At 71.8% G+C, this 13,524-nt stretch carries 11 protein-coding genes; 4 read left to right on the top strand and 7 right to left on the bottom strand.

From position 1 onward, the window contains the following. Positions 1 to 34 precede the first annotated feature (34 nt). The 3 genes from rfbB to ACFVW8_RS12135 are packed head-to-tail and all read left to right on the top strand — an operon-like array spanning position 35 to position 3,430. Positions 35 to 1,063 (top strand): dTDP-glucose 4,6-dehydratase, encoded by a 1,029-nt coding sequence (gene rfbB, locus ACFVW8_RS12125; RefSeq protein ID WP_389688767.1) that lies wholly within the window; start codon positions 35 to 37, stop codon positions 1,061 to 1,063. After that, positions 1,053 to 2,291 carry an ATP-grasp domain-containing protein gene (locus tag ACFVW8_RS12130; protein WP_389688769.1) on the top strand — a complete coding sequence of 413 codons (1,239 nt, stop codon included), beginning with the start codon at positions 1,053 to 1,055 and terminating at the stop codon, positions 2,289 to 2,291. The genes rfbB and ACFVW8_RS12130 overlap by 11 nt, the downstream gene beginning before the upstream one ends. After that, positions 2,288 to 3,430, top strand: coding sequence for a DegT/DnrJ/EryC1/StrS family aminotransferase (locus ACFVW8_RS12135; protein ID WP_389688770.1), 1,143 nt, complete (start codon positions 2,288 to 2,290; stop codon positions 3,428 to 3,430). The genes ACFVW8_RS12130 and ACFVW8_RS12135 overlap by 4 nt, the downstream gene beginning before the upstream one ends. 34 nt (positions 3,431 to 3,464) lie before the next feature. Here the strand turns inward: ACFVW8_RS12135 and ACFVW8_RS12140 are convergent, their stop codons facing one another. The 7 genes from ACFVW8_RS12140 to ACFVW8_RS12170 all read right to left on the bottom strand — a co-directional run bounded on the left by ACFVW8_RS12140 (position 3,465) and on the right by ACFVW8_RS12170 (position 10,312). After that, on the bottom strand, positions 3,465 to 4,640 hold the full coding sequence (locus tag ACFVW8_RS12140) for a glycosyltransferase (RefSeq protein ID WP_389688772.1): 1,176 nt from the start codon (positions 4,638 to 4,640) through the stop codon (positions 3,465 to 3,467). A gap of 227 nt (positions 4,641 to 4,867) precedes the next feature. After that, positions 4,868 to 6,076 (bottom strand): cytochrome P450, encoded by a 1,209-nt coding sequence (locus ACFVW8_RS12145; RefSeq protein WP_389688774.1) that lies wholly within the window; start codon positions 6,074 to 6,076, stop codon positions 4,868 to 4,870. Next, complete coding sequence (locus ACFVW8_RS12150; protein ID WP_389688776.1) at positions 6,073 to 7,338, bottom strand: cytochrome P450; 1,266 nt, start codon at positions 7,336 to 7,338, stop codon at positions 6,073 to 6,075. Before ACFVW8_RS12150 ends, ACFVW8_RS12145 begins: the two co-directional genes overlap by 4 nt. Beyond that, positions 7,335 to 7,988, bottom strand: coding sequence for an ATP/GTP-binding protein (locus ACFVW8_RS12155; RefSeq protein WP_389688778.1), 654 nt, complete (start codon positions 7,986 to 7,988; stop codon positions 7,335 to 7,337). Before ACFVW8_RS12155 ends, ACFVW8_RS12150 begins: the two co-directional genes overlap by 4 nt. Continuing rightward, positions 7,969 to 8,334 carry a DUF742 domain-containing protein gene (locus tag ACFVW8_RS12160; protein WP_389688780.1) on the bottom strand — a complete coding sequence of 122 codons (366 nt, stop codon included), beginning with the start codon at positions 8,332 to 8,334 and terminating at the stop codon, positions 7,969 to 7,971. The genes ACFVW8_RS12155 and ACFVW8_RS12160 overlap by 20 nt, the downstream gene beginning before the upstream one ends. Beyond that, positions 8,331 to 8,768 (bottom strand): roadblock/LC7 domain-containing protein, encoded by a 438-nt coding sequence (locus tag ACFVW8_RS12165; protein WP_389688782.1) that lies wholly within the window; start codon positions 8,766 to 8,768, stop codon positions 8,331 to 8,333. Before ACFVW8_RS12165 ends, ACFVW8_RS12160 begins: the two co-directional genes overlap by 4 nt. Further along, positions 8,765 to 10,312 carry an ATP-binding protein gene (locus tag ACFVW8_RS12170; RefSeq protein WP_389688784.1) on the bottom strand — a complete coding sequence of 516 codons (1,548 nt, stop codon included), beginning with the start codon at positions 10,310 to 10,312 and terminating at the stop codon, positions 8,765 to 8,767. Before ACFVW8_RS12170 ends, ACFVW8_RS12165 begins: the two co-directional genes overlap by 4 nt. A gap of 266 nt (positions 10,313 to 10,578) precedes the next feature. Between ACFVW8_RS12170 and ACFVW8_RS12175 the strand changes: the two genes are divergently transcribed. Next, positions 10,579 to 13,461 (top strand): FAD-binding and (Fe-S)-binding domain-containing protein, encoded by a 2,883-nt coding sequence (locus tag ACFVW8_RS12175; RefSeq protein ID WP_389688786.1) that lies wholly within the window; start codon positions 10,579 to 10,581, stop codon positions 13,459 to 13,461. The last annotated feature ends 63 nt before the right edge of the window (positions 13,462 to 13,524 follow it).

Raw genomic sequence — 13,524 nt, forward strand, 5'->3', positions numbered from 1 at the left:
GCCTCGCTGCTCGCACTCCCACCGGAGGCAACCCATGGACAAAGTGCTCGTCACAGGCGGAGCCGGCTTTATCGGCTCGCACTTCGTCAAGCGCATCCTGCAAGCCGACGACGTCGCCCAGGTGAGCGTCCTCGACGCGCTCACCTACGCAGGACACATCGAGAACCTCGGTGAGGCGTTCCTCGACCCGAGACTGACCTTCGTTCACGGCAACATCGTCGACGCAGACCTCATCGACCAACTGGTGCAGAGCCACACGGCGATCGTGCACTTCGCTGCCGAGTCCCACGTCGACCGCTCGTTCTTCACCGCAGGCACCTTCCTGACCACGAACGTGCTCGGCACCCAGACGCTCGCCGACGCCGCCATGCGCCACGACATCCAGAAGTTCGTGCACGTCTCCACGGACGAGGTGTACGGTCCGCTCCTCGAAGGCGCCGCGACGGAGGACGACCCGCTGCGCCCCACCGTCCCCTACGCCGCGTCGAAGGCGGCCAGCGACCTCGTGGCCCTGAGCTACCACCGCACCTACGGCGTCCCCGTGTGCGTGACCCGCTCCTCGAACAACTACGGGCCCTACCAGCACCCCGAGAAGATCATCCCGCTGTTCGTGACACGTCTCCTGCGTGGCAGGCCCGTCACCCTTCACGACCGTGGCCAGCACGTACGCAACTGGCTCCACGTCGAGGACAACTGCGCCGCGATCGAGCTCGTCCTGCGCGGCGGGACCCCGGGCGAGATCTACAACATCGGCGGCGGCACCGACTTGACCGGCCATGACCTCACCGGCGAACTGCTGCGCATCTGCGGCGCCGACTGGGACGCGGTCACCTCCGTCCCCGACCGGCGATGCAACGACCTGCGCTACGCCATGGACTGGACGAAGATCGCCGACCAGCTCGGCTACCAGCCCGCCCATGACTTCGGCACGGGGCTCGTCGAAACCGCGGACTGGTACCGGCAGAACCCGGACCGCTGGGCGCCGCTCTCCCGCAACCCGCAGGCCCCGATGCCCGCCCTCCACATCGCGGCCCCGAGCCCGGAGCGTGACCATGCCCTCTGACCAGTTGCCGCAGAGAGCGCTGCTCGTGCTCGGCGCGTCGGAGGAGCACATCCCGCTGTACCAGGAGGCTCGGCGTCGCGGTATGCCGACCATCGCGGTGGACATGCGCGCGGATGCTCCCGCGTTCCCGTTCGCCGACGCGGCTCTCCAGATCTCCACCCGGGATGCCGACGCCATTGCCGATGCCCTGGGCGACACCCGCCCCGCCGGGATCGTAGGCGGTGCGAGCGACGCCGCGCTGGCCACCTGGCACGCCCTGGGCGTGCTGTACGACGCCGCGTACGTGTACCCCGAAAGTGCATTCGCGGGTCTCGACAAGGCCGGCTTCCACGCGGCTGTCGCGTCCTGTGGCATCACCGACTACGGGTGGGCCGCGTCGAGTGATCCGGATGACGTCGTCGCAGAGGCGGCGGGGCTGCGCTTCCCGCTCGTGATCAAGCCGGTGGACGGGTCCGGAAGCAAGGGCGTCACCCTTGTCATCGGCCCTGACGAACTACCCACCGCCGTCGCCCGCGCCCGCGCCTGCTCCGCCTCTCAGACCGTAATCGCTGAGGAGTTCATCGAGGGACGGCAGCTGACCATTGACCTCTTCCTGCGGGGCGGCAGGTCGATGATGACCTGCGTCAAGGAGCAGGAGTTCGTCGCCGGGGGGTTCGTCGTCAGGCGGATCGGCACGGTGGAACTGTCGCCGGACGAGCATGACCACCTTGAGGCGAGTGCCGAACGGCTGTGTCGCGTGCTGGGCATTGTCGATGGGCCAGCGAACTTCGACCTCGTCCTCGGTGCAGACGGTCAGGGGCGGATCATTGAGGCCAACCCGCGTCTCAGCGGCGACAGCATCCCGCGACTGCACACCGCCGCCTACGGCGTGAACGTCGTGGGCGCGCTCGTCGCACTCGCGCTCGGCGAGCGGTTCGACGGTCACCTGGTGTCGACGCGTAATGAGCATGCGGCGGTGGAGCTGATCGGATCACCGCTTCTCACGGACGGCGAGCTGGTCGCCTGGGAAGGCGTCGCCCAAGCCCGCGAGGTCCCCGGAATTACCGACGTCGTGCTGTATGCCGAGCCGGGCGACCTTGTACGGCCGCATGATCAGTCCGGCCACAAGATCGGCATGTTCGTCGCTGCCGGGCCGTCGGCGGCGGACGTGTCCTCGGCTCTGGAGACGGCCGGCGCGCTTGTTCGACCGATCGTCCGTCCGATCGCGGTTGCGAAGGGGGAGTCATGATCAACTCGTTACGGCCGGATGCCCGGCGCAACGCCAGCCCCTACCTCTACGGCCAGGAGACTGCGGCAGTCGCCCAGGTCCTGGAGTCCGGGCAGTACGGACACACCGGCGTCACCGAGGAGTTCGAGCGAAGGGTCGCCGCGTTCCTCGGCGTCGACGACGCCGTGGCGGTCACCTCCGGCACTGCGGCTCTGCACTCCGCGCTGCTCGCCGCCAAGGTCGGCCCCGGCGACGAGGTGGTCGTCCCCTCACTAACTTTCTGCGCGACGGTCCAGTCGATCCTGGCCGTCGGCGCGACCCCACGGTTCATCGAGATCGACCCCTACACCCTGTGCGTGGACCACCAGCTCGTCCTGGAGGCGGTCACCGCGGCCACGGCCGCCGTCATCCCGGTCCTGTTCGGCGGCCGCGCCGTAGACCTCGGCCCCATCCACGGCGAACTGGAAGAGCGCGGAGTTGTCGTCGTTGAGGACGCAGCCCACGCCTTCGGGTCCTACAACGGCACCCGCCATGTCGGCGCGAACAGAGGAGCCCTGACCTGCTTCTCGTTCGGGCCGATCAAGAACCTCACCTGCGGCCAGGGCGGCATGGTCATCCCGCGCACGCCGGAGGAAGCCCAGACGGTCCGCCGGCTCCGGCTCCTCGGCGTCACCCAGTCCCAGACCGAACGCGCGAACGCGACCGACTACCAGGTCGAGGACTTCGGGCTGCGCTACCAGCTCTCAGGGATCAACGCAGCCATCGGCCTGGCCCAGCTCGACCACTTCGACACGACGATGGAGGCGCGGCGACGCCTGTGGTGCAACTACCGGGATGCCCTGAGCCCGCTGGAGGGTGTGGCCTTGGTCGACGTCGGCCCGCAGACGGCCGTACCGCACCTGTGCCAAGTCCGTGTCGGTCGGCGCGACCAGGTGTTCCAGGAGATGCGCTCCCGAGGGATCGGCGCCGGCGTCCACTATCCCCCCAACCACCTTCAGCCCGCGTTCGCTCCATGGCGCAGGCCACTGCCCATCACCGAGAAGACCGGGCAGGAAATCCTGAGCCTGCCCTTCCACCAGCACCTGACCGAAGCCGACATCACCCACGTCGTGGCCGTCCTCGGCAAGGCGATCGAGACAGCGACGGCCGCACCGCTCTGATCGAGACCGGCACAGCGCCGCACATCGGCCGCCGTCAGCCGGACGCGGCGGAAAGGATCACGTCCACGAGCCTGTCCGCCGCGTCCGGCCTTCCGTGCGCCCGCGCCCGCTCCGCCATCGCGTCCCGCCGGGCGGCGTCCGTGAGGAGCGGGCCCACCGCCTCGCACAGACTCGCCTCCGTCACCTCACCGAGCAGCGCAACAGCAGCACCGGCCTCCGCCAAGTGCCGCGCGTTGTGCGCCTGCTCGTTCCCGGCCGACGTCGCGAGCGGGACGAACACCGCCGGCTTGCCCAGGGCGGTCAGCTCGGCCAGCGTGCCGGCACCACTGCGTGAGATCACGACGTCGGCCAGCGCCAGCACGTCAGGAAGTTCGGCACCCACGAACCCTGCGAGGAAGTACCGGCCCGCCAACTCCGGGGGGAGCCCGGCTACGTGGCGCCGCAACTCCTCCACGTTCGCCGGCCCGCACTGGTGGATCACGTTGGCCCGTTCCAGCAGCCACGGCAGAGCGTCCCGGACGACGCCGTTGATCTGCTGTGAGCCCTGCGCCCCACCCGTGACGTACACGGTCGGCAGCCGCCGGTCGAAGGCCGTCAGCCCCAGGGTCTCCACCGCCTTGTCCGGGTGCCCCGACAACATCTCCTGGCGCACCGGGTTACCCGTCACGACCGCAGCACCCCGGACCGCCTCCGGCAGCAGCGCCACTGTCGACTCCGACGACACCGCGACCCTCGTCGCCGAGCCCGCCAGCTTCCGGTTCGCCAGCCCCAGGCGCACGGTCTGCTCGTGGAGCACGAGAGGGCGTCGGCACAGGCGTGCGCCCAGCCCGGCGGGGACGGCCACGTACCCGCCCGTGGCGAGCACCGCATCAGGCCGGAACTCGGCGATGATCTTCCGGGCCTGTGCCACGCCGAGCGGGACGCGCGCCATGTCACGGGCATTGGCCGGGCTCAGCATCTTCAGCGGGTTGCTGGAGCGCCGGATCTTGCCGGTGGCGACAGTGGTGAAGGCGATGCCCTCCGCCGGGGCCACCTTGGCTTCCAGGCCGTCAGGAGTCCCGATCCACAGCACATCGAGTGACCGGCCTTCACCGGCCAGCCGCTCCTTGAGCGCATGGATCGCGGTCAGGGCGGGATACGTATGGCCACCCGTACCTCCACCCGTGACGATCAAACGGAAGGCGCGAGGACTGGCGGAAGGACTGTTCATCCGGCGCACGCTACTGGCAACCCGCACCCACGTCCGCCGCTTCCGGCCGATCCGGGGAGACGCACCCGGACGCCGCAGCGCACGCCGGTGACAGTTCGACCCGCCCAGCCGACGTCACGCACCCCGACCCCGGCCGCCGTCATCGTGGCCACCCGCCGGACGGGCTTGGGGGCCTCCGGTCCCGGCCCCCGGGCTTGGGGCGCCGGTTCCGGGGCCGGCGTGGCGGGTCAGGTCAGTTCGACCGGGAGGTTGTACAGGTCGTTCTGGGTGACGATCGGCTTGTTGCGCAGCTCGGCGGCCGGGACCGCGAGGTCGAGATCGGGGAAGCGCTCGTAGAGCGCGGGGAGTGCCACCCCCGCCTCCAGGCGGGACAGCGCCGCGCCCGGGCAGACGTGCGGGCCGTGGCCGAAGGCGATGTGGCGGTTCGGGGAGCGGGTGACGTCGAACTCGCCGGCCGTCGGGCCGTACTGCGTCTCGTCCCGGCCCAGGGCGCCGAAGGACACGATCAGGGCCTCGCCCTTGGGGAGGACCTTGTCGCCGACCGCGACATCCTCCGTCGCGAAGCGGATCAGGACGTGCGAGGTCGGGGTCTTCCAGCGCAGGGTCTCCTCGATCACGCTGTCCCACGGGACCTCGCCGCCGAGTACCCGCTTGCGCTGCTCGGGGTGGGTCTGGAGGGCGACGACCGCGTTCACGATCAGGCTGATCGTGGTCTCGTGGCCGGCCGCGATGATCAGCTGGAGGGTGTTGACGATCTCCTCGTTGCTGAGGTGGTCGCCGTCCTCGGAGGCCGCGATCAGGGCGCTGGTCAGGTCGTCGCCCGGTTCGGCCCGCTTGGAGTCGACGATCTTCGTGAAGAGCGTGCCGAGGTCCGCCATCATCTGCGGGACCTCCTCCGGCGGCGTCTGCGTCGAGAAGAACTTCTCGAACAGCTCCTTGAGGCGGGGGTGGTCGGCGCCGTCGACACCCATCAGTTCGCTGATGACGTTCATCGGCAGCGGATAGGCGAACTCCGCCTTCAGGTCGACCTTCTCGCCCTTGGGCAGGGCGGCGAGGCGGTCCAGGCTCGCGGTCGTGAGCGCCTCGATGCCCGAGCGCAGCCGCTCGACGCGCTTCACGGTCAGGGCCTGCGCCACCAGCGTGCGCAGCCTGCGGTGGTCGGCGCCGTCGACGGTCAGCATCGAGCGGCCCGGGTTGGCGAGGCCGATCAGCGGCCAGTCCGGGGGTATCTCGCCGCGCTGCCAGGCGCCCCAGACGTTGATGTCCTTGACGACCCGGGCGTCCGTCAGCAGCTGCCGCGCCTCGGCGTGGTGCGTGACGGCGTAGCAGTGCACCCCGCCGGGCAGCTCCACCTCGGCGAGCGGGCCCGCGGCACGCAGGGCGGCGCTCTCGCCGTCGAGGTCGGCGACGAAGGGGTCGAGGGCGATCCGTGTCATTGCTGGCCTCCGGGGGCGGGTCCTGCGGCGGGCGTGGGAGTGAAGGCGACGGGCAGATCTGTCAGTCCCCGCAGCCAGGGGGACGGGCGGCGGGTGAGCTGTTCGGCGGGGACGTCGAGGTCGATGTCCGGGAGCCGGTCGAGCAGGACCTCGATGCCGGTACGGGCGATGACCTCGGCGGTCTCCTGGGCCGGGAAGGGACAGCGGTGCTCGCCGTGGCCGAAGGAGAGGAAGGCGTTGTTGCCGCCGGTCAGCGCGGAGCCGTCGGTGCGCACCTGCGGGTCGGCGTTGGCGGCGGCGATGCCCAGGAGCAGCAGGTCACCCGCCTGGATGTGACGGCCCCCGAGGTGGGTGTCGCGCGAGGCCCAGCGGCCGGCGACGTTCTGCGTCGGGGTGTCCTCCCACAGGACCTCGTTCATGGCCTCGGCGACACTGTGCCGGCCGCCGGAGAGCGAGGCGGCGAACCGGTCGTCGGTGAGCATGAGCCGCAGCGAGTTGCCCATCCAGTCCGCGGTCGGCTGGTGACCGGCGGCCATCATGACCATCAGGTCCTGGGCGACCTCCTCGTCCGTGAAGCCGCCGGGGTCGGCCAGCATCCGGGTGGCGACGTCCTCGCCGGGCTCGGTGTGCTTGTCGGCGAGCAGCTGGAACATCGAGGTGGCCAGGTGCTGCTGTCCGGCGAGCGCCCGCTCCCGGCCGTCGATCATGTCGTTGATCGAGCCGACGAGCGCGTCGCCGACCTCGTCGCTGAAGCCGTAGATCCGGGCCAGCACCCGGGCGGGCAGCAGCATCGCGTACTCGGCGATGATGTCCGTGCCGCCCTTCGAGCAGAACCGGTCGATCAGCTCGTCGGCGAACTCCTCCGCGTACCGCTTGAGCGCGAAGGGGTCGACTCCCTCCAGTGCGTCGCTGATCATCCGGGCGCGCTCGACGTGCCGGGCGCCGACCGTGTAGAGGATCGACGGCTGTTTGCGGCCGATCATGGGCAGCAGCGGCCAGTCGTCGGGGATGTGCTTCCACTGGCTCCACAGGTCGGAGTCGCGGCTGAACAGCACCGGGTCGCTGGTGACCTGGTGCAGTTCGCGGTAGCCGAGCACCAGCCAGGCCGGGACGTCGCCGTCCAGGACGACGGGTGCCACGGCACCGTGGTCCCGGCGCATCTCCCGGTACAGCTGGGTGGGTTCGGTCTGGAACCGTGGACCGGACAGTGGCGCGCGGCCGTGCGCCGGGCAGCCCGGGGGCGGTTCGGTGGGCTGGGTCACGGTGTGTGCTCCGGGGTCTTCTCCGGCGTGGTCTCCGGAAGGGCGGCGGCGGAGGAGGAGCCGGCCGTGCCCCGGGAGAGGGCGTAGAGGTGCTCCACCAGCGTGATCAGGACGTACTTGCTGGACGACCGGTCCCGGGCGTCGCACTCCACGAGCGGTACGTCCTCGGAGAGGGCGAGCGCCTCCCGGATCTGCTGCTCGGTGTGGAGCGGTCCGCCGAAGTCGTTGCACGCCACGATGAACGGCGTGCCGTGGTGCTCAAGCCGGTCGATCGCGTACCAGGAGTCGGCGAGGCGCCGGGTGTCGACGAGCACGACGGCGCCCAGGGTCCCGGAGAACAGCCGGTCCCACAGGAACCAGAACCGCTCCTGTCCGGGGGCGCCGAAGAGGTACAGCACCGAGCGTTCGTCGAGCGTGATCCGGCCGAAGTCGAAGGCGACGGTGGTGGACGTCTTGGAGTGCACCCCGTCGAGGTGGTCGACCGCCTCGCCCGCGCGGGTCATCGTCTCCTCCGTGTTGAGCGGACGGATCTCGCTCACGGATCGGACCATGGTGGTCTTGCCGACCCCGAAGCCGCCGACGACGACTATTTTCAGTCCGTTGTCGGCCGTGGCCTGCAGGGCGGCACGGTCAGAGGTTGCGGAGTCCAACGAGCACCTGTTCCAGGATGTCGGGGTCGGGGAGCCGGTCCGCGACGCGTGCGGTACGAGGGTGGCGGGCGCTGATCCGGCTGGTGTCGAGCAGGTCGCACAGCAGGATGCGCACGATGCTGACGGGCAGGTTCAGGCTCGCGGCGATCTCGACGACCGCGGTGGGCCGTTCGCACATCCGCAGGATCGCGACGTGCTCCGACTGCATACCGGGGGTCGGTTCGCATTCCGAGACGACCAGGGTCACCAGGTCGAAGGCGCCCGAGTCGGAGTGGCTGCGGCCACCGGTGAGGGTGTACAGCCGGTCGGGGTCGTCGTCCCGGCCGGGACGGGGGCGGGGCGTCATACGGCCGATTTCTCGGTGGCCGCCGCGGGTTCGGAGGGTTCGCGCGGCGGGGCGACGAGGTGTTCGCCGAGCTGCTCGACGAGCTCGCTCATGTTGTGCCCGACGAGGCCGACGTCGGCGTCCTCGGAGGCGACGACGGCGAGGTGGGCGCCCGCACCCGCCTCCACGATGAACAGCACGCCGCCGTAGAACTCGGCCATCGCGGACCGTACGCCGCCGGTGCCGTCGCCGAACTCGACGGACGCGCCGTGCGAGAGGCTCTGGATACCGGCCGAGATCGCGGCCAGCTGGTCAGCCTGGTCGACGGAGAGCTCGGGGGTACGGCACAGCTTGAGGCCGTCCCGGGACAGCACGAGGGCGTGGCGGGCGCCGGGGGTGCGCTCAAGGAGCCCCTCCAGCAGCCAGTTGAGCTTCTCGTCCGTGGTCGCGGTCATCGGGTGTTGCCTTCCGGGTGCGGGGAGTTGGGCCGTACGGCCTGGCGGAAGCTGCTGAAGCGGGCTGCCTGGGCCTTGGGGTCGGACGTACGGGTCCGGGGGTTTTGTCCGTCGGCTGCGTCGGACTCGTCCGCCGCGGCCCTGGCGCGGGACTCGGCGGCGGCCAGGGTGCGGCCCCGGGAACGCTTGGGCAGGCCGCTCTCGCCGAACCTGGGCAGGCCGCCGGTGGTCTCCGAAGCGGAGTCGGAGCCGTTGGTGTCGGAGCCGTCGGAGCCGTCGGAGCCGGGGAGGGACTCGGCGTCGGGGCGCCGGCTCTCCTGGGTGCGGGAGCCGTCCGGGGCCACGGATCCGTCGGTGCCGTCCGACCGGTCGGTGCCGGAGGCGTGGACCGGCTCGGGCTCGCGGGCGGCGGGCACCGGCGGGGCGGCGGGTTCGGGGGTGGGCGCGGGCAGCGGGTTCCGCGTGATGATCTCCTGCGGGAGCATCATCAGCGCGCCCGTGCCACCGCGCGCGGAGGGCCGGAACGAGACCGTCAGCCCGTGCTTGCGGGCCAGCCGGCCGACGACGGCGAGGCCGAGCCGGGTGCCGGAGAGGCCGGTCAGGTCCTGGTCGGCCGCGGAGACGGCGCTCTGGGCGCGGCGCAGCTGCACATCGCTCATGACCAGACCGCTGTCCTCGACGGTGAGCACGATGCCGGCCGGCACCTCCTCCACGTACACATGGACCTCGGCCGTGGGCGGCGAGAAGTTCGCTGCGTTGTCGAGGAGTTCGGCCAGTGCGTGCATGACGCCCTCGGCGGCGTGCCCGGCGACGGCGACATCGCTGGTGGAGTGGAGCCGGATCCGCTGGTATCCGCTGATCCGTCCCATCGCGCCGCGCAGGATGGACTCCATGACGATGGGTTTCGCCCAGCGCCGGCCGGAGCGCGCACCGGTCAGCACGGCGATGGAGTCGGCCAGCCGGCCCGCCTGGGCGGTGCGGTGGTCCAGGTGCAGCAGGTCGCCCAGGACCTCCTCGGACGAGTGCCGGTTCTCCATCTCGCGCAGGTCGGCGAGCATGCTCGTGGCGAGCGCCTGCATCCGGCCCGCGGCGTTGGCGCAGGCGGCGACGGCGGCGGAGCGCTCGGTGTCGCTGCGGGAGGCGCGGGCCTTGAGCCTGGCGTTCTCGGCGGTGAGGCGTTCGGCCCCGGCCGCGGCCTCCTCGGCGATCCTGGCGCTCTCGGCGGCGGCGGCCGACTTCATCCTGGCCGTCTCGGCGGTGAACCGCTGGGCCTCGAAGGCGGAGGCCGACACCATGCGTGAGGTCTCGGCGGTGAACCTGCTGCTCTCCGCCGCGTGCGCCTCGCGCAGCCGGCGCACCGTGCCGCGGGCGTGGACGACCGAGGCGACGGCGGCGGACAGCAGCACGGCGGCGGCTCCCGCCCCCCATGCCACTGCGGTCCTGGCCGAGTCGGGGGCGACGAGGGACGCCCAGAGACACAGGGATCCGGTGACGGCCGCCGTGACCAGCAGAGCGAGTGCGGTCGGCCTGGTTGAGGGGCGCAAGCGGAGTCCTTGGGGGGCGGACGGTGACGGATGGGACGGTTCGGGCGAGTCGGTACAGCGAAGAGCAAATGTGACAACTGGAACAGATGATTCCCAGACAAGTCTGAGTCACTATATGAGAATTGACGATCTGTTTGGGAAGAACTTGTGGTGCTCTCTGTTGCGTATGTGTTCAAGAACCCGACAGATTCTGACGTATTGACGTATTCGGCAGAAACGCGCAGGGCCGGGACACCGTCGGCCCGGACCGGCGGCATCCTGGCCGGATGGCACCTCGTGACGTAACGGCAGGCCCCGACTCCACCGCCCTCGCCGAGGCCCTGCGCTCGGCGGTGCGGGGTGAGGTCGCGTTCGACGCCACCGCGCGGGCGCTCACGACGATGGACGCCTCCAACTACCGCCGGGTGCCGCTCGGCGTCGTCGCCCCGCGCGACGCCGACGACATCGCCGCAGCGCTCGCCGTCTGCCGGGCGCGCGGGGTGCCCGTCGTCCCGCGCGGCGGCGGTACGTCCATCGCCGGGCAGGCCACCGGCACCGGCGTCGTCCTCGACCTCACCCGTCATCTGCGTTCGGTCGTCGAGCTGGACCCCGGTTCCCGTACGGCGGTGGTGCAGCCGGGTGTCGTCCTGGACGACCTGCGGGCCGCCGCCGCCCCGCACGGGCTCACCTTCGGCCCGGACCCCTCCACACACAGCCGCTGCACGGTCGGCGGCATGATCGGCAACAACTCCTGCGGCTCGCACTCGGTCGCCTGGGGGACCACCGCCGACAACGTCCACGCGCTGACCGTCGCCCGCTACGGCGGCGACACCCTGCGCCTGGAACGGGGCGCGGAGGGCCCCGCAGGCCTCCGCGAACTGGTCGCCGGCCACCTCGCCCTCCTGCGCACCGGATTCCCCGAACTCCCGCGCCGCATCTCCGGGTACGCCCTGGATGCCCTGCTGCCCGAGCACGGCCCCGACCCCGCCCGCGCGTTCTGCGGCAGCGAGGGCACGCTCGGCGTGGTGACGGAGGCGACGCTGCGGCTCGTCGAGGCACCCGCCGCCCGCGCGCTGGCCGTACTCGGCTACGCCGACGAGTCAGCCGCCGCCGAGGCCGCCCCCGGTCTCCTCCCGCACCACCCGCTGACCGTCGAGGGCATGGCCGCCGACCTCGTACGCGAACCGGCCGGGCTGCCGCGCGGCGCGGCCTGGCTCTTCGTCGAGACCGGCGGCGCCACCCCGGCCGAGGCGCGGGCGCACGCCGAACGGATCGCGCGGGCGGCGTCGGCGGACGCGGTCGACGCCGCCGTCGTCACCGATCCGGCCGGACAGCGGGCGCTGTGGCGGATCAGGGAGGACGCGTCCGGGACCGCGACCCGGATCTGGGGGTCCCCCCTGGACGGAGTCCTCGGGGGCGGCAGCGAGGCCTGGCCCGGCTGGGAGGACTGCGCCGTACCGCCCGCCCGGCTCGGCCCCTACCTCCGCGACTTCCGCGCCCTGCTCACCGAACACGGCCTGCGCGGCACCCCGTACGGGCACTTCGGCGACGGCTGCATCCACGTCCGGATCGACTTCGACCTGCTGAGTGGCGACGGCGTGGCCCGCTTCCGCCGCTTCTCCGAGGAACTTGCCTCGCTCGTGGTCGAGCACGGCGGCTCCCTGTCCGGCGAACACGGCGACGGCCAGGCCCGCGCCGAACTCCTGCCGAAGATGTACGGGGACGAACTGGTCGCGCTCTTCGCCCGGTTCAAGGACCTCTGGGACCCGGACGGCGGCATGAACCCCGGCATCCTCGCCCGCCCGGCCCGGCTGGACGAGAACCTGCGCTTCGACGTACTGCCGCGCGAACCGGTCGACGTGGCCTTCGGCTACCCGCACGACGGAGGCGACTTCTCGGCGGCGGTGCGACGGTGCGTGGGCGTGGCCAAGTGCCGTACGGCGGAGCCCGCCGGCCCGTCCGTGATGTGCCCCTCCTTCCGCGCGACCGGCGACGAGGCCCACTCCACCCGCGGCCGGGCCCGGCTGCTGCACGAGATGCTGGCCGGCTCCGCGGGCGGAGTGGTCACGGACGGCTGGCGCTCCACGGAGGTGCGGGACGCGCTCGACCTCTGCCTGTCCTGCAAGGGGTGCCGCAGCGACTGCCCGGTGGGCGTCGACATGGCCACGTACAAGGCGGAGTTCCTGCACCACCACTACCGGCACCGGCTGCGCCCCGCCGCCCACTACGCGATGGGATGGCTCCCGCTGTGGCTGCGCCTGGCGTCCCCCTTCGCGGGCGCGCTGAACGCCCTGGCCCGGGTGGGCCCCCTGGCCCGGCTCGCCAAGCGGCTGGCGGGCATCGCGCCGGAGCGCGGCATTCCGGTCCTGGCGCGCGAGACGTTCACCGGGTGGCTGGGCAGGCGCTGGGGCAAGGGGACGTTCCTCTTCTCCGGCGACCAGGTGGCCACGGTCTGGCCCGACACCTTCACCGAGCACCTCTCGCCCGAGGTGGGGCGGGCGGCGGTGCGGGTGGTGGAGGCGGCGACCGGCCGCCGGGTGATCCCGCCCGGCCGCGGACTGTGCTGCGGCCTCACGTATGTCTCGACGGGTCAGCTGGACCGGGCCCGTTCGGTGATGCGCCGCACCCTCGACCGGCTGGCCGGCACCCACGACTCCCCGGTGATCGTCCTGGAACCGAGCTGCGCGGCCACCCTCCGCACGGACCTGCCGGAGCTCCTGCCGGACGACCCGCGCGCCGCCGGACTGGCCGCCTCGGTCCACACGCTGGCCGAGTACCTGGAGAAGTACGCCCCCGACTGGCAGCCCCCGCACCTGGACCGCCCGGTCACCGGCCAGACGCACTGCCACCAGCACGCGGTCCTGGGTGACGCCGCGGACCGCCGGCTGCGCGAACGGGCGGGCCTGACCGGCGATCTGACGGGCGGCTGCTGCGGCCTGGCCGGCAACTTCGGCTTCGAGCGGGGGCACTGGGAGGTGTCGATGGCGTGCGCGGAGGAGGCGCTGCTGCCGGCGGTGCGGGGGGTGGGGGACGGTACGGAGATCCTGGCGGACGGGTTCTCCTGCCGGACACAGCTGGCTCAGGTGGGCGGAGTGCGGGCGCGGCACCTCGCGGAGGTACTGGCGGAGGGGCTGCCCCCGGGGGCGCTGCCCCCGGACCCCCGCTCCTAAAACGCCGGAGGGGGTTGTTTCCGCCGCCCAACCAGCCTAGCCGGCGGTTGTGGCGCGGGGTGC

Origin of the sequence: Streptomyces sp. NPDC058221 (genome assembly GCF_042882365.1) — a bacterium.
Taxonomy (GTDB): Bacteria; Actinomycetota; Actinomycetes; order Streptomycetales; family Streptomycetaceae; genus Streptomyces.

Bases quoted from the DNA above. Each gene is read 5' to 3' on its own strand.
- ACFVW8_RS12145 (WP_389688774.1), bottom strand. From the start codon at position 6,076: ATGACACGGATCGCCCTCGACCCCTTCGTCGCCGACCTCGACGGCGAG.
- ACFVW8_RS12130 (WP_389688769.1), top strand. From the start codon at position 1,053: ATGCCCTCTGACCAGTTGCCGCAGAGAGCGCTGCTCGTGCTCGGCGCG.
- ACFVW8_RS12165 (WP_389688782.1), bottom strand. From the start codon at position 8,768: ATGACCGCGACCACGGACGAGAAGCTCAACTGGCTGCTGGAGGGGCTC.
- ACFVW8_RS12135 (WP_389688770.1), top strand. From the start codon at position 2,288: ATGATCAACTCGTTACGGCCGGATGCCCGGCGCAACGCCAGCCCCTAC.
- ACFVW8_RS12160 (WP_389688780.1), bottom strand. From the start codon at position 8,334: ATGACGCCCCGCCCCCGTCCCGGCCGGGACGACGACCCCGACCGGCTG.
- ACFVW8_RS12140 (WP_389688772.1), bottom strand. From the start codon at position 4,640: ATGAACAGTCCTTCCGCCAGTCCTCGCGCCTTCCGTTTGATCGTCACG.
- rfbB (WP_389688767.1), top strand. From the start codon at position 35: ATGGACAAAGTGCTCGTCACAGGCGGAGCCGGCTTTATCGGCTCGCAC.
- ACFVW8_RS12175 (WP_389688786.1), top strand. From the start codon at position 10,579: ATGGCACCTCGTGACGTAACGGCAGGCCCCGACTCCACCGCCCTCGCC.